Origin of the sequence: Sphingobacterium micropteri, from assembly GCF_014692515.1 — a bacterium.
In the GTDB taxonomy this organism is placed as follows: Bacteria; Bacteroidota; Bacteroidia; order Sphingobacteriales; family Sphingobacteriaceae; genus Sphingobacterium; species Sphingobacterium micropteri.
On the sequence record NZ_JACOIK010000005.1, the window covers coordinates 40009 to 56287 of the forward strand.

The 16279-nt window shown below is 40.5% G+C and carries 14 protein-coding genes; 11 read left to right on the plus strand and 3 right to left on the minus strand.

What is annotated here, in order from left to right:
- The first annotated feature begins 21 nt into the window (after positions 1-21).
- The 3 genes from H8B06_RS07870 to H8B06_RS07880 all read left to right on the plus strand — a co-directional run bounded on the left by H8B06_RS07870 (position 22) and on the right by H8B06_RS07880 (position 3002).
- Entirely contained in the window at positions 22-1293 is a 1272-nt protein-coding gene (locus tag H8B06_RS07870; RefSeq protein ID WP_190993742.1) for a murein hydrolase activator EnvC family protein, read from the plus strand.
- 76 nt (positions 1294-1369) lie between these two features.
- Positions 1370-1576: a twin-arginine translocase TatA/TatE family subunit gene (locus tag H8B06_RS07875; RefSeq protein ID WP_130141396.1), complete on the plus strand. Its 207-nt coding sequence runs from the start codon at positions 1370-1372 to the stop codon at positions 1574-1576.
- Positions 1577-1703: 127 nt separating this feature from the next.
- Positions 1704-3002: a lytic transglycosylase domain-containing protein gene (locus H8B06_RS07880; RefSeq protein ID WP_190993743.1), complete on the plus strand. Its 1299-nt coding sequence runs from the start codon at positions 1704-1706 to the stop codon at positions 3000-3002.
- A 6-nt stretch (positions 3003-3008) separates the two neighbouring features.
- Here H8B06_RS07880 and H8B06_RS07885 read toward each other — a convergent pair whose 3' ends face one another.
- Positions 3009-3524, minus strand: a complete 516-nt coding sequence (locus tag H8B06_RS07885; RefSeq protein WP_190993744.1) for a phosphoribosyltransferase family protein — start codon at positions 3522-3524, stop codon at positions 3009-3011.
- A 90-nt stretch (positions 3525-3614) separates the two neighbouring features.
- Positions 3615-4190: a C40 family peptidase gene (locus H8B06_RS07890; RefSeq protein ID WP_130141393.1), complete on the minus strand. Its 576-nt coding sequence runs from the start codon at positions 4188-4190 to the stop codon at positions 3615-3617.
- 473 nt (positions 4191-4663) lie between these two features.
- On the opposite strand from H8B06_RS07890, the gene thrA reads away from it, so the two are divergent.
- From thrA to H8B06_RS07915, 5 genes are all read left to right on the plus strand, one after another.
- A complete protein-coding gene (thrA, locus tag H8B06_RS07895; RefSeq protein WP_190993745.1) occupies positions 4664-7111 on the plus strand; it encodes a bifunctional aspartate kinase/homoserine dehydrogenase I in 2448 nt (815 codons plus the stop codon).
- A 15-nt stretch (positions 7112-7126) separates the two neighbouring features.
- A complete protein-coding gene (locus tag H8B06_RS07900) occupies positions 7127-8104 on the plus strand; it encodes a homoserine kinase (protein WP_190993746.1) in 978 nt (325 codons plus the stop codon).
- A gap of 26 nt (positions 8105-8130) precedes the next feature.
- Positions 8131-9438, plus strand: a complete 1308-nt coding sequence (gene thrC, locus H8B06_RS07905) for a threonine synthase (RefSeq protein WP_190993747.1) — start codon at positions 8131-8133, stop codon at positions 9436-9438.
- A gap of 6 nt (positions 9439-9444) precedes the next feature.
- Complete coding sequence (locus H8B06_RS07910; RefSeq protein ID WP_190993748.1) at positions 9445-10629, plus strand: class I SAM-dependent rRNA methyltransferase; 1185 nt, start codon at positions 9445-9447, stop codon at positions 10627-10629.
- A 106-nt stretch (positions 10630-10735) separates the two neighbouring features.
- Positions 10736-11392, plus strand: coding sequence for a sterol desaturase family protein (locus tag H8B06_RS07915; protein WP_223857540.1), 657 nt, complete (start codon positions 10736-10738; stop codon positions 11390-11392).
- Between the two features lie 16 nt (positions 11393-11408).
- Here H8B06_RS07915 and H8B06_RS07920 read toward each other — a convergent pair whose 3' ends face one another.
- Positions 11409-12473, minus strand: coding sequence for a 3-oxoacyl-ACP synthase III family protein (locus H8B06_RS07920; protein WP_223857541.1), 1065 nt, complete (start codon positions 12471-12473; stop codon positions 11409-11411).
- A 51-nt stretch (positions 12474-12524) separates the two neighbouring features.
- On the opposite strand from H8B06_RS07920, the gene H8B06_RS07925 reads away from it, so the two are divergent.
- From H8B06_RS07925 to H8B06_RS07935, 3 genes are all read left to right on the plus strand, one after another.
- On the plus strand, positions 12525-12806 hold the full coding sequence (locus H8B06_RS07925) for an ATP-dependent Clp protease adaptor ClpS (protein ID WP_190993749.1): 282 nt from the start codon (positions 12525-12527) through the stop codon (positions 12804-12806).
- Positions 12807-12888: 82 nt separating this feature from the next.
- Positions 12889-15390 (plus strand): outer membrane beta-barrel family protein, encoded by a 2502-nt coding sequence (locus H8B06_RS07930; RefSeq protein ID WP_190993750.1) that lies wholly within the window; start codon positions 12889-12891, stop codon positions 15388-15390.
- A gap of 57 nt (positions 15391-15447) precedes the next feature.
- Positions 15448-16260 (plus strand): 3-keto-disaccharide hydrolase, encoded by an 813-nt coding sequence (locus tag H8B06_RS07935; RefSeq protein ID WP_190993751.1) that lies wholly within the window; start codon positions 15448-15450, stop codon positions 16258-16260.
- The last annotated feature ends 19 nt before the right edge of the window (positions 16261-16279 follow it).

Consider the following 16279-nt stretch of genomic DNA (forward strand, 5'->3'; position numbering starts at 1 on the left):
AAAAAAAGAGAAAAACGGTTCATGGATATAAAAAAAATACTATTTAGTTTCTTGTTTATTTGCAGTGTCGGGGTAGCACTGGTTTCTGCTCAAAGTAGCGCTGAATTAAAAAAGCAACGAGAGAAGATAGATGTAGAGATTGCGGAGTTAATGAAAATTGTGCGTGCCAAAACACAAGAAAAGTTACTTTCTCAAAAAGAGGTGAATGCATTAAGTCGGCAACTAAATCTCCGCGAAGACAAAATCAAGACGATAAGTTCAGAATTACGGATTATTAATAACAATATCCAAAAGAATACGAAGGCTGTTAACGAGTTAAAAGCCGAGTTGGAAAAGATGCGGAAGGATTATGAGAAAATGATTCTCTTTGCTTTCCGTAATAAAAATGGGTATAACAAGCTCATGTTTATTTTTGCTTCGAAAGATTTTAACCAAGCTTTTAAACGCGTGAAATATCTACAGCAGTTTAATGATGCACGTAAGATAAAAGCTGCTGAAATTGAAGCGACTAGAAAGGAGATTGAGCTGAAAATCGCGCAATTGGAGAGAGATCGTGAAATGCAAAATAAGCTGTTGAGAGAACAGGAAGCAGAAAAGGAGATTATTGCTAAGGATCGATCTGTGCATGCAAAGGAACTCAGCCAGCTGCAAAAAGAAGAATCAACATACAAAGGGCAGCTTAGTCAGAAGCAGCAAGAGAAGAAACGTATTGATGCGATGATTCAAGCGGCGATCCGTCGGGAAATCGAAGCACAGCGTAAATTAGCAGAAGAAGCACGGAGAAAAGCTGCAGAGGCAGAAGCCAAACGGACAGGTAAAACTGTAGAAGAAGTGGAAAAATCGACACCACGGAAATCAGATAGTGAAGTCCTTCGCTCTACACCGGAAGCAGCAAAACTATCCGCAGATTTCAAATCCAATCGCGGACGACTACCTTGGCCAGTGTCACAAGGAAATGTTGTGCGGAACTTTGGTTTCGAAACGGTAGAACGGAATGTGCGTATCGATAACTCTGATGTGGCCATTCGGACAGCTGATAACGCGCCGGTGAAAGCAGTCTTCGAAGGAGATGTGGTGCAGGTAATTGGAAGTTTTGTGGTGATAAAACACGGGGAATATTTTACCTCGTATTCCAATCTGAAGAGTGTCTCCGTAAGGCGTGGACAGAAAGTAGGAAGAGGACAACAAATTGGAACGGCAGGTGAGGATCCGGATGCAGGGTATTCGATTGTGAACTTTGGTGTCTTCCAGGGGCAGACTGCAATGAACCCAGTTTCGTGGTTAGCAAAATAGTTACAGGAAATTCAGGATTTTAATTATATATTTGTAATGCGTTGATAATGAAAGCAACGCTAAGAATGTTAAAACTATGTATACATCGGGATTATTATTTATCGGGACGCAAGAGATTATTATCATAGTGGTTTTGGTTTTGTTACTTTTTGGTGGCAAAAAAATTCCAGAATTAATGCGTGGGCTAGGTCGTGGCGTGAAGGAGTTTAAGGATGGTCAACGGGAAGAGCCTAGTGAAAACCAAAACAACAACACAAATAATAACAATAACCCCCAGAACTAAATTAGAGGGTAAAAGGAAAAAATAAGAGTTTCGCAGAGTAATCCTCTACGAAACTCTTTTAGTTTTTTGACGTGAATATACTACTTGGGGAAAATTTACGTTTACATAAAAACACCGAGAATACCGTATGATTAAAAACCGTTTGTGGTTAATGCCTTTTTGTGTATTGGGATTACAATTCTCTCTACACGCCCAGGACATAGCCCATATCGATATGGAACCTGTTCCATTGCATTTGATGGAAGCAGTATCTAGCCAACGAAATATCATTATTTCTGGATTGGATTCGCTCAAAACATTGTCTTATTGTGATCCATTACATACAGCTGAAGACTCATTGGTCTTTAATCGTATGCGTAAAATACAACAAACTATTCCATTAGCCTTAAACGAAAAAATAAAAGCTTATATCGATAAATATAGCTCACGCAATTACAATCCTTATATGAGTAAGTTGCAAGGATTAGCACAATACTATTTTCCGATATATGAAAAGATATTTTCCGAAAGCCAGCTGCCTGATGAAATAAAATATATATCCGTTATTGAATCTTCGTTAGATCCACATTTAGTATCCCGTTCTGGCGCAGTGGGATTATGGCAATTTATGTACCCCACGGCGAAAATATATGATTTGACGATGGATAGTTATGTAGATGAACGCAAAGATCCCTACGCAGCCTGCTATGCAGCAAGTCGCTATTTCAAGGATGCTTACGATGAGTTTAACGACTGGTTATTGGCATTGGCTTCTTATAATTGTGGAAGGGGATGTGTGCGACGTGCGATTCAACGATCGGGGTTACAAAATCCGAATTTTTGGCAACTTTCTCCTTATTTACCGAAAGAAACACAGGATTATATCCCTAAATTCATCGCGATGACATACACGTTAAAGCACGCCGATGAATACGGTATATTGGTGTCTCCTACGGACTTCGCTTGGGAAGCAAAGCCTGTTATGATTGAAAAGCCGATTGACTTGCAACAAATTGCCCAAGCGGTCGATTTACCGCTGGAAACGATTAAGAAATTCAATCCTGCGTATAAGCGTTCAGTTGTAAACGCCAGTACAGAAAGTCCAAAGCGTTTGGTTCTGCCGGATACTGAACATTTGAATGACAGCTTATTATATGTTGCGTTAAATAATCAGTTGGAGGTTTCATCCAGCATGCTGGCTAGTACGGATGATGCTTCTTCTATAACCAAACGTCCATCTAGCAAAGGGGAAAGGTTGATCACAGCTTCGAGGACTACTGCCAAGCATTCGGCGACATATACGACGTATACTGTCAGAAAGGGAGACACGTTATCCCATATAGCAGCTCGATTTAAAGGCGTTACTGTTTCTCAGATAAAAGCCGATAACAACTTGCGTAGTACCCAGCTTAAAATAGGGCAGAAGCTAAGAATTAAAAAATCGTAAATTATTTTATGCCAACCAAGCCGCATCTTCTGTTTGGTCGAATTCTTCCAGTTCAACCTCCACATGTTCCTTTAATATTGTCGAGAGCTTAAGCCCATAATAATCACTGAACAAGGGGAATTGGTGATGAGACCTATCAATTAATACCGCTGTCCGCATTTTCTTAAGGGGGACATTGAGGAATAAACCCAATCCATATGCTAAAGTTCGGCCGCTATTAAGCACATCATCAATCAATATAATTACTTTGTTTTTTGCCGTTTCAACCGGTACGTTTGTAGTGGCTTCTAAGTTTCTTTTCGTTTTCGAAATAGTAACTTTGATGAGTTCGATTGTTTTTTCTGGAGCGATGTCTTGTAAAAGCTGTTGAAGTCGCTTCGCAAAAACGTAACCCCGGTCTGCAACGCCCACCAATACCAATGATTTTTCTTCGAAATTATCTTCCAGAATCTGGTATGCGATGCGGATAGATTTTTGATGAATCTGTTCTTTATCCAGAATAAGGGTTCGTTTATTAGACATAGTGTATGCGTTGATTACTGCCTATAAAAATACAAAAAAGGTTCGGATATCTATATATCCGAACCTTTTCTAATCATGTCTCAAGAAAAATTAGTGTAAATTTTTATCTTCATCATCGGATCCAGCATCCGCTAACATCGCTTCATTTATTTCCGACGGTCTGCCTCCGTTATAATAATATCGTTTCCAATAGGCTTCGTTAAGGTTGCTGATCATGACACCTCTGCTAGATGCAGCATGTGCAAACTTGTCATCTCCAAGATAGATGCCCACATGCGTAATCTGTCTGCTGCGGATCTTGAAAAATACAAGATCGCCCGGTTGCAGGTCGTTTTTACGAATAGGTTTTACGTTTGCATATTGATTACGACTATTGTAGCCTATGGTCGTGTTAAATACATTTTCATATACAGCAAGTGAAAATTTAGAGCAATCAATTCCCTTCTTAGAATCTCCGCCCAAACGATAGGGGGTGCCTAACCATTCATATACGAATTGATATAGCTTCGTGTTAGCCATTGCATTAGAGGCAACACCCATTATCTGTGAAAAGTATTCTTTGGCTAGGTTATCAGGATCGGAAGAAGTTGATTTTGCTGTTTGTGCCTGAGACACCGCACATAAGCCTACGAAAAGCATACCTGCTATCAGTTTTTTTGTATTCATTATGTTCGCCTATTTCACTTGATTTATGATACGTTTTTTTATTCTGTCTTATATTTTCTACAGAACTGAAGCAAATCTACTACATAATGTCTAGGCTTCCAAGCATATTTGTGATTATTTTAAGATGTTTTAACGTATTTTAACATATTTTTTATTGTTTTTCAATCAAACTTCTTTTTCTTGCATGTAGCAAAAGAACTACTTTTTCTAAAGATTCATTATTAAAATTTTAATGGAAATAAAAAAATATTTGATGGATTCAAATTAAAACTCCTATATTTATACCGTTTTTCAAAAATATGGAAAGTTTACACCTTATTATAACAACGATTATTATTACCACCGGCGCTATTCATCGGAGGAAGTAATTCTATTGTATAAGAAAGTGTACATAACATATAGAGCCTTCCTCCAAATGGGAAGGCTTTTTTAGTTAATAGTATACATTATTTTAAATTAATAAATAAACTGAAATGAAAGTACTAAAGTTTGGAGGGACATCAGTTGGCAGCGTAGAAAGTGTAAAGGCGGTATTAGGTATTGTCAAGAGCTCTTACGATGAAGGAGAAAAGCCTTTGGTCGTGTTGTCGGCAATGGCTGGCGTAACGAACTTACTGACGAAAATGGCTGAAAATGCGGCAGAGCGTATCCCTTTTGACGAAGATTTGAAATTATTGGAAGAGCGTCATTTCGAGGTGGTGAAAAAACTCATTGCGGTAAAATATCAAAATCCGGTTTTTACTAAATTGAAGCTGATGCTCAATGAACTAGAGGATATTTTGCAAGGTATTAGTGCACTTCGGGAACTAAGCTTACAAAGTAAAGATCTGATCGTGTCTTTTGGAGAGCGATTGTCGAACTATATGGTCTCCAAAATCATGGAACAATATGTAGAGCAAGCCATGTATATTGACGCTTCTCATTATATAAAGACGGATTCCAATTTTGGGCATGCGCATATTAACGAAGAGGTGACAAATCAACTTATTCAGTCGCTTGCGCATACCCATTCAGACAAGCTGTTATTCGTTACTGGTTTTATTGGTTCTAACGAGAACGGCCGTATCACTACATTGGGAAGAGGGGGATCCGATTATACGGCTGCAATTTTTGGATCGGTATTGCAAGCTTCTGCTATCGAGATTTGGACGGACGTCAACGGAATGCTGACAGCGGATCCACGTATTGTAAAGAAAGCATTTTCGCAGCCAACCCTGTCGTACAACGAAGCCATGGAACTTTCTTATTTTGGAGCAAAGGTAATCTACCCGCCGACGATGATTCCGGCTTTTTTGAAAAAAATTCCGATTGTGATCAGAAACACTTTTGAACCAGAATTTCCAGGTACAGTTATTCAGTTTGAAAGCGGGAAATCTGCTTATCCGATTAAAGGAATTTCATCTATTGCCGATATTTCTGTTATCAATGTTTCGGGAAGTGGTATGATTGGGAAATCAGGATTCAGTGGTCGTCTTTTTACCTTGTTAGCGAGAGAGCAGATCAATGTCGTGCTAATCACGCAATCGTCTTCTGAGCATAGTATCACTTTTGCTGTTCATCCAAGTGATGCAACGAAAGCTGTGCAGCTTATTAAAGCGGAATTCGAGCTGGAATTAGAAGCGAATAAACTGGTTTTGCCTACGGTAGAAAATGATCTTTCGGTATTGGCCATTGTGGGGGAGAATATGAAACGTACACCGGGTATGTCCGGTCGCTTATTCCATGCATTGGGCAGAAATGGTATCAACGTGCGTGCTATTGCACAAGGCTCTTCGGAACTCAATATATCCGTTATTATTGAGAAAGAAAACATGGCGAAAGCGTTGAATACCGTGCATGATGCGTTTTTCGCGGAGTTAAAGAAGACCCTGTATGTATTTAATGTGGGTACGGGTAATATCGGTGCTACATTATTTAAACAGATCCATGAGCAATACGACTTTTTGGTAGAGAATAACGACCTAGAAATTAAAATTGCCGGTATTTCCAATTCTAGAAAAATGTTATTTAGTCCAGAAGGTATAGATTTGTCGGATTGGCGTACAACATTGGAAGACGAGGGAGAAGTTGCAGATTTGTCTGGTTTTGTGGAACGCATGAAAGCCATGAATTTACCGAACTGTGTTTTTATCGATAATACGGCTAGTCCACTTCCATCTACTTATTATTTAGATGTATTCAAATCGAATATTTCGGTTGTTACCTGCAACAAAATAGCTAATTCTGGCGACTATAAGCAATACAAATCACTCCATGATACTGCTCGTAAATATGGCGTCGACTTTTTCTATGAAACAAATGTAGGAGCGGGTTTGCCTATTGTTCGGGTGTTGAAAGACTTGATGCTGAGTGGAGACCGCATTGTACGTATAGAAGCTATTCTTTCGGGAACGATTTCTTATATATTCAATAATTTTACGGGGGATGTATCGTTTTACGAAGTCGTGAAGAAGGCACAAGAATTAGGGTATACAGAGCCTGACCCACGGGATGATTTAGGAGGTGTCGACTTCATGCGGAAGATGCTGATTTTGGCGAGAGATGCAGGGCACGTGATTGAACCTTCTGATGTTAATTTAGGAGCTATTCTTCCTCCAGCTTGTTTGGAAGCTACATCTGTCGATGATTTCTATGCAGAATTGTTGAAAGCCGATCAATATTTCAATGGATTAAAAGAAAAAGCAGAAAGCCAAAAGAAGGTAATGCGATACATTGGTAAGTTGGAAGATGGTAAAGTATCTATCGCACTGGAGATGGTGGACGAAAATCATCCCTTTTATGCTTTGTCAGGAAGTGACAATATTATCTCGTTCACGACAGAGCGTTATAAAGAACGTCCGTTGGTCGTAAAAGGTCCTGGAGCCGGAGCGGAAGTGACTGCTGCAGGTGTATTCGCTGATTTGGTCAATGTAGGAGCGTAATTAGTTAATGACATTATGAATCAGAATAAAACAGTTAAAAAAATAGATTTCGACAGCATTGTGGAGGTTGTACGGGTGTTTGCACCGGCCACCGTAGCGAATATGATATGTGGGTTTGACATATTAGGGTTTGCGGTAGACTATCCGGGAGATGAAGTTATTATGCATCGCGTAGCAACCCCGGGTGTACGCATTCGCTCTATTGCTGGAGATGACGGTAGGCTGCCACTAGATGCCGATAAAAATACCGTAAGTGCTTGTGTTCAAATGTTATTGGAGCACCTAGGAGTTTCAACAGAAGTTGGTGTGGAGATTGAGCTTATTAAGCACATGCCTATTGGGAGTGGTTTAGGATCGAGCTCTGCCAGTACGGTAGCGGGGTTATTTGCCATCAATAGTCTGTTGGGAAATCCGTTAACGAAGGAAGAGCTTCTGCCTTTCTGTGTGGAGGGAGAGCGTCTTGCCTGCGGTCATGGACATGCTGATAATGTAGCTCCGGCCTTGATGGGAGGTATTACACTAATCCGTGGACAACACCCTCTGGATGTCATCAAATTGCCTGTGCCGGAAGAACTATATGCCGGAATTGTGTTTCCAAAGGTCGATGTACCGACGCGTGATGCACGACAACTTATCAAGGAAAAAGTCTTTTTACGAGATGCCGTGACACAATGGGGCAATATTGCGGGATTAATCGCCGGTCTTTATGAAAGCGATTACGGGTTAATCAGTCGCAGTATGCACGATGTGCTTATCGAACCTACCCGTGCCATTTTGATTCCAGAGTTTTACACGATGAAGCAAATTGCACTGGATGCAGGTGCGCTTAGTTTTGGTATTTCGGGATCTGGTCCTTCGGTAGTCGCGATTTCACGCGGAAAGGAAACGGCGGAAAATGCGGCCAATCGCATCCAACAGCATCTAACGGATTGTGAAATTGACAGTTTTAAATATGTATCACCTGTAAATATTGACGGGCCGAAAGTAATATAAGTTGAAGAGTGAAAAAAAATAAATAGATGAAATTATATAGTACAAATAATAAAGATCTTCGGGTTTCCTTTCAAGAAGCCGTTTTCAATTCCTTACCGTCAGATAAAGGCTTATATATGCCCGAAACTATTCCATCGTTAGATTCCGCTTTTATTAACCGGATTCAACAATATTCTTTGCAGGAGATAGCTTTTGAAGTCGCGAATGCTTTAATTGGTGATGATATTCCGAATGCTGATTTGAAGGCTATTATTGCGGACGCGATTAATTTTGATGCACCTGTTCGGTTTTTGGATGCTGAAACGGGTGTACTGGAATTGTTTCACGGGCCATCTTATGCATTCAAGGATTTTGGTGCACGATTTATGAGTCGTGTAATGGGTTATTTTTCTAAGCAAGGCGATCAATTGTTAGATGTTTTGGTCGCTACTTCGGGAGATACAGGTGGAGCAGTAGCATCCGGTTTTTTGGGCGTCGAAGGTACACGTGTAACTATACTTTATCCGAAAGGAAAAGTTTCCAAAGTGCAGGAAGAACAATTGACAACGAATGGAAAAAATATTCGGGCATTAGAGGTTGATGGTACGTTTGACGATTGTCAGGCACTCGTAAAAACTGCATTTAATGATGCCGATCTTAATAAAGTATTGCGGTTAACCTCTGCTAACTCTATTAATATCGCTCGATTGATACCTCAAACATTCTATTATTTTTGGGCATATGCCCAATTGAAGTCGCAAGGCATTTCAGAAGTGGTATTTACGGTGCCTAGTGGCAATTTCGGCAATATCGGTGCGGGCTTATTAGCGTACAAAATGGGACTACCAGTGAAGCATTTTGTTGCGGGAACTAATGTTAATGACACCGTACCACGGTTTTTGCAATCTGGTGACTATGATCCGAAACCATCTGTGCAGACCTTAGCAAACGCTATGGATGTGGGCAACCCGAGCAATTGGGTGCGCATTCAAGATATGTTCCACAACAGCCTGGAAGAACTCCGTAGCATGATTTCTTCTTACACGTATGATGATGAGCAAACCGTAAACGCGATGGAGGAACTCTATGAAAAATATCAGTATATAGCGTGTCCACATACGGCTATTGCTTATCTTGCATCGAATCAATACCGTCAGGATAAGCCGGGAACATATGCTTCAGTATTTTTGTCAACAGCCCACCCTTGTAAGTTTCCAGATGCTATTTCTGGAGAAGTATTTGCAAAAATCGAATTGCCAAAAGGAGCAGAAGAATTAGCCGGGAAACCGAAACTAGTAACGGAATTGTCTGCTGACTACGCGCTTTTCAAAAATTACCTGTTGGAAAATAAATAGATTTTAATGAACAAAGTAATCCTGCATAAAGGGAAAGAGAAAGCTGCGTGGCAATTACATCCCTGGATTTTCTCGGGAGCCATAAAGACTGTTGATGGAACACCTGGAAACGGCACGCTTGTTAAGGTTTTTAATGTTGATAAAGAATTTATTGCTTATGGTGTTTACAATGCACATTCCAGAGTAGCCGTTCGCCTGTTGGAATGGAATCAAGAGCATCCAATAGATGAAAGGTGGTGGCGTCATCGAATACAGCGTGCGGTAGCGTTAAGAACCCACTTATTGACGGATCAGAACGACACGGCGCGGTTGGTTTTTGCAGAAGCTGATTTTTTACCGGGACTCATTGTAGATAAATATGGTGATTTCTTGTCGATACAAGTACATTCTTCGGGTGTGGAAGCGATGAAGGCTGTTATTATCGATGAATTGGTGCAGTTAATACAACCTAGAGGTATTTATGAACGAAGTGATTTAAACGCCCGCCAACATGAAGGGCTACCAGATGCGAACGGACTGTTGTATGGTGAAAAACCATCCGACTTTGTCGATGTAATAGAAAACGGTATTCGTTATCAAATTAATATTATTGAAGGACAAAAATCTGGTTTTTATTGTGACCAACGGGATAACCGCTCGTTAACGGCACAATACGTCCGTGGTAAACGGGTATTGGATTGTTTTTGTTATACCGGAGGCTTTACGTTGAATGCTTTGAAATCGGGAGCTTCCGCTGTTGTTTCGGTAGATAGTTCCGCTTTAGCGATAGAAACGCTGCAGAAGAATTTAGTATTCAATAAACTAGATGCTGCGGTGCACTCCACCGTACAAGCAGACGTCAATAAGTACCTTCGTCAATTAGGGGAGGAAGGAGAAAAATTTGATGTCATTATTCTTGATCCTCCGAAGTACGCTCCATCTCGTTCTGCATTAGACAAGGCGGCTAGAGCGTATAAAGATTTGAATAGGCGTGCCTTGCTTTTGTTAGAAATTGGTGGATTATTGGCTACATTTTCATGCTCCGGAGCGATGGATATCGATACCTTTAAGCAAGTTGTCGCCTGGGCCGCCTTGGATGCTGGAAAGGAAATTCAGTTTATCAGACAATTTAGCCAACCGGAGGATCACCCGGTTCGAGCGTCATTTCCAGAAGGGGAATATTTAAAAGGATTGTTGGTTCGGGTGGTTTAAGTAATAGTTTTTGACAAAAATATGAAAATGTTCAAAAAGTAAACCTTTGATAAGACGGTAATACATGGTAACTTTGTTTTGCTGCAGTTATCAGAAAATACGTGTTATGGCAAAGAAGTTATATGTTTCTAACGGAACCGAATCCATTCGGATGTTTAAAAATAATTTTTTAGAATCACTGACGAAAATACATTACAGTGTTCCGTTGATATTTTGGATCCCGGTAATAGGTTATTTTATCTATAAGTCACATACACAAGGTGGAATGTCTGCAGGAGATATTGCTTTGTATTTTTTCGCGGGTTTGGCGTTTTGGACATTGGCTGAATATGTATTACACCGCTGGATATTTCATTATGAGCCGACTTCTAATTGGGGCAAGCGTATCCACTTTATTTTTCATGGCGTACATCATGATTATCCGAAAGACCGTTTACGATTAGTAATGCCTCTTTCTGCTAGTATTCCATTGGCTGCTATTATCTATTTTATTTTTAGTCTATTCTTGTCGGAATTTATACTAGCCTCCTTTTTTGCAGGCTTTCTATTAGGTTATCTTATTTATGACGAATGTCATTACGCGATGCACCATGCTAATTTTAAATCGGGCTTATTCAAAAAAATAAAAGATCACCATATGCTGCATCATTATGCAGACCCCGAGCGTGGGTTTGGGGTCAGCTCTGCTATATGGGATGTTATCTTCGATTCCGGTTTCAAGAAAAAGAAGAAGAACACTAGAACTGAAAAAGAAGCGGACTAGTCCGCTTCTTTTTCAGTTACCACCGGATCAATGCCGATCCCCACGTAAATCCAGCACCAAAGGCAGCTAAGCAAATAAGATCGCCATCTTTAATCTTTCCTTCTTCCCATGCTTCGCATAAAGCAATAGGAACAGAGGCAGCGGTAGTATTGCCGTATTTTTGGATATTGTTAAAAACTTGATGATCACCTAATCCTAATGTTTTCTGCACAAATTGCGCAATCCTTAGGTTGGCTTGATGAGGTATGAGCAAATCAATATCGGTTGATTGGAGGTTGTTTTTTGCTAGTGCTTCTTGTATAACTTCGGGAAACTTGACGACAGCTTTTTTGAACACCGCTTGCCCATCCATATAGGGAAAAGTAGTGCCATCGTCCAACATTTCCTTCGTCATGAGCATGCCGCCGAGTTCTTGCTCTGGCCAGTTCGGCTGTTGATCCAGCCACATTCCACCGGAGCTTCCGGGATAATACATGGCGAGTTTTTCCGCGTCAGCTCCGTCGGCGTGTAAATGGGTACTGAGGATACCTTTTCCTGCTTCGGTGGTCGGCTGTACGACGACTGCACCAGCACCATCACCAAAAATAACCGACACGGCGCGTCCTCGGGTGGAGTAGTCCAACGCAAAAGAATGTTTTTCAGAACCCACAACCAAGATATTTTTATACATGCCGGTTTTGATGAACTGATCAGCAATAGAGAGTGCGTAAACAAAACCTGAGCACTGGTTTCGGATATCCAGTGCGCCAACTTCTTTCATGCCCATTTCACGTTGTAACAACACACCACAACCTGGGAAATAATAATCGGGGGATAGCGTTGCAAATATGATAAAATCAATATCCTCTATCGTTGTATTAGCCCGTTCGATAGCAATTTTAGCCGCTTCGATCCCCATCGTGGTAGTCGTTTCTCCAATGCGGTCTGCATAACGCCGCTCCTTAATGCCTGTCCGCTCCTGGATCCATTCATCGCTGGTGTCCATAAACCGGGTGAGATCATTGTTTGTATATACATTTTTTGGCACGTAATATCCTATGCCGGCAATTTTTGATTGAAACATCTTACTTCCTTTCCTCATGATTAGTGTGTAAATCTACATATTTTTTAAAATATTAATTATTTTTGCAGCATGGGTGTACAAACAGAACAAGAAGCGTTTACGCTTGAAGAGATATTAGCTACTGTCCAATCTTCGAACCGTTTGATTCTGTGGAACGATGAGATTAACACATTTGATCATGTCATTGATTGCCTGATGCGGCATTTACAATATTCCGAAGCCCAAGCCGAACAAATTGCCTGGAAGGTGCATACGGAAGGGAAATGTGCCGTACTGGAAGGCTCTTTAACCGAGATGGAAGTATATCGTAAAATCCTTAAATCCGAAGGATTGACTGTCTCCGTAGAATAACTTGTCACATCGTAATAATGCAGTTACGATAGAACGATAGCAGCTTTTATTTTGTTTTTTTGTGAAAAGGACAATTTTTCACATGATATCTACTAGAAACTTTAAGCTGATTTTTTCTATTATTTTTTGCCCTCTATTTCTTTTTGCACAACAAGGGAAGATCGAAGCAATTGTTATCGATGAAGAGACAAATGACCCTATTATAGGTGCGAGTGCTTCCCTTCTCCAACAATCTAACCAAAGTTATATCCAAGGAGCACAGAGTGACGTCCAAGGGAAATTGGTGTTTTCTGATGTGGATTTTGGTACTTATACTATTCGGATTAGTTATGTCGGAAAAGAAAATGTTCTTATCGAAAATGTACGCGTAGCAAGTCCAAAGCCCGTGCAATTGGCACAAGTATTCATGATGGATGACGGAACCTTGATCGAAGAAGTGGTCGTAGAAGGACGAGTGCCCGAGATGCGTTTGGGAATTGATAAAAAAGTATTTGATGTCTCGCAAAGTTTAATCAGTGTAGGTGGTTCAGCCAGTGAGCTACTTGAAAATGTACCGACGCTTGATGTAGATGCCGACGGGAATGTTTCTCTCCGGGGTTCCAGTAGTGTAAAGATTTTGATTGATGGAAGAGAGTCAGCGATGGCTGGTTCCGATATAAACGCCTTGTTGCAATCTTTACCTGCCAATAGTATAGATAAAGTCGAACTTATCACCAACCCATCTGCCAAATATGACGCGGAGGGACAATCTGGTATCATCAATATTATATTAAAAAAGAATGTAAGAACGGGATTGAACGGGAGTGTAACAGCATCGGGTGGTTCTTATGATAATTATAACGCGGGAATCGACCTAAATTACAGAGATCGCAAGTTTAATTTTTTCGGTGGATATAACTATGCCCATAGAAATCGTCCAGGTGATGGTTTTAACGATAATACTGAACTTATCGATGGCGTAATTCAAGAAAATAGTGCACGCACGATTAGCACAAGTAAAAATAACCGAAAAGGCAAAAACCATACTTTTCGGTTTGGTACTGATTGGTATGCAGCGTCAAAAACGACATTTAGTTTGGGGGCAAATGTCAGTGTTCGAGATAATGACAGGCGTTCGGACATTGATTATCGTTATTTTAATGTTCCCGATTTAGGTGAAAGTGCTTTTCGGGTTTCACAGCAATATGAAGAAGATTTAGGTGTGGATATAACCTTTGACTTTAAGCAAGAGCTTAAAAGGGAAGGAGAAGAAATTACCGCCAATATTACCTATGGAAATGATACGGAAGACGGAACCAATGATTTTTATCAAACTTATGCTAACGGGCGTGCACCTTTCGAGCGACAGAATGTGACGAGCGAAGCCGGAAAGAATTGGAATTTTCAATTGGATTATGTCTTGCCGTTTGCGGAAGATCATAAATTCGAGGCAGGCTATCGTACCATTGTGCGTAACAGTGAGGATTCGCAGTGGTCGGAAGTGTTAGACACGCTGACGAATCAATTTATGCCGGATTATAGTGTTAGCAATAATTTTGATTTAACCAATAGCGTACATGCGCTGTATGCGAATTATCAACGTAAACTAACGGAAAAACTGGGTGTTCAAGTAGGGGTACGCGGAGAGCAAACCTATTTAAAGTCTACTTACCATAATTTAGACCCAGATTTGCCAGAAGATAGAAGAACGGATGATGGACGTCAAAATTTCTTTCGTTTATACCCCAGCGCTTTCCTATCGTATGAAGTGGGTAACTCCGGTGACAAAGTACAGCTTTCCTATACCCGTCGTGTGCAACGTCCAGGTGGCTGGCAAGTAAATCCTTTTATTAATGTAAACGATGAAATCAATTACAGGCAAGGTAATCCAAACTTATTGCCGGAAGATATACATTCCTTTGAATTGAGTTTTGCGAAGTTCTATGATAAATGGAATTTTATTAGTTCTGCATACTATCGCCGCTCAAGTGATATGATGAGCCCGTTTTTAAGAGACCCTGAAGAAATAGCAGATATCGTCGGCGATCGGAGTAATGTGACGTATAGCCGTTGGGAGAATGTATCAAAACAGGATGCAATGGGACTGGAACTGATATCAAAAGTGAACTTTCTGCGCTGGTGGGATGCTACGGCAAATGTGAATTTATTTTATGACAAAACAATGCCTTATGCAGAATTCAATACGGGTGATGTAGAGAACTTCAGTTGGAATGGGAATATCAATACCAATGTAAAGTTTACAAAATCCACCACCTTACAGGCTCGTGGTTTCTATCGTGCTCCGCGGAAATGGGTACAAGGTAGGATGAAGTCAATGGCTGGACTCGATGTAGCCGTACGTCAGGATGTGCTTGCAGGCAAGGGAAGTTTGATGTTCAATGTACGGGATGTCTTTAACACCCGCAGATTCCGTATGGAAAATAATTTGCCGACGCAGTTCATCCAAATGGAAAACCGTTGGATGCGTAGAATGTTTTCTTTGTCGTTCACATATCGTTTTGGCATTCAAGATTTGACTAAGAAAAGAGAGGATCGTGGAGCGGGAGACAACGGTATGGATGAAGGCATGCAGGGAGGCTTTTAAAAAATCAGATATTTTTCTACCTTTAGCGAATAACTAAACTAAAAGATGTGTTTTAACATGAAGAAAAGATTTATGTATATGATAGGCGCGGTCGTTTTATTATCCGCCACTATTTGTCAGGCACAAGATGCCACGACCGGTGACAATGTTCCCCCGTATGAATTGAATAACCTTCCGAAAGTTGATATTAACAAGTTTCCGAAAAATGCGGAAGGGGCCTATGTACTGTTTAATGGCAAATCGATGGAAGGTTGGCGAGGGTACAACAAAGATAAAGTTCCTGGAAAATGGATGATTGAAGACGGTGCATTGAAATTCTCCAGTAAAGGATCTGGATTGACCAAGGAAGATGGTGGAGATCTTATTTTTGCCTACGATTTCAGAAATTTTGAACTGGAATTTGAATGGAAGATTTCTCATGCAGGGAATTCGGGTGTATTTTTCTTAGCAAAAGAAGTAAAAGATCAAGCGATATACGTATCAAGCCCCGAATACCAGTTGCTGGATAACGACAATCATCCGGACGCAAAGCAGGGTGTTGACGGAAATCGCAAATCGGGTTCTCTTTACGATATGATTCCGGCTAAGCCACAAAATGGCAATCCAGCAGGAGAATGGAATAAAGCGAAGATTGTTGTAAATAACGGAAAAGTAACCCATTATCAAAATGGAGAAAAAGTAGTTGAATACACGTTATGGACGTCAGATTGGACGACTTTATTGCAAGCGAGTAAGTTCAGTCAAGAAAAATGGCCATTGGCATTTGAACTGTTAAATAACGTCGGCGGAGCATCTAAATCGGGTGTTATCGGATTTCAAGATCATGGTGATGATGTGTGGTTGAAAAATATTACCGTAAAGGTATTGTAACTTATACCGTAGAGATGCA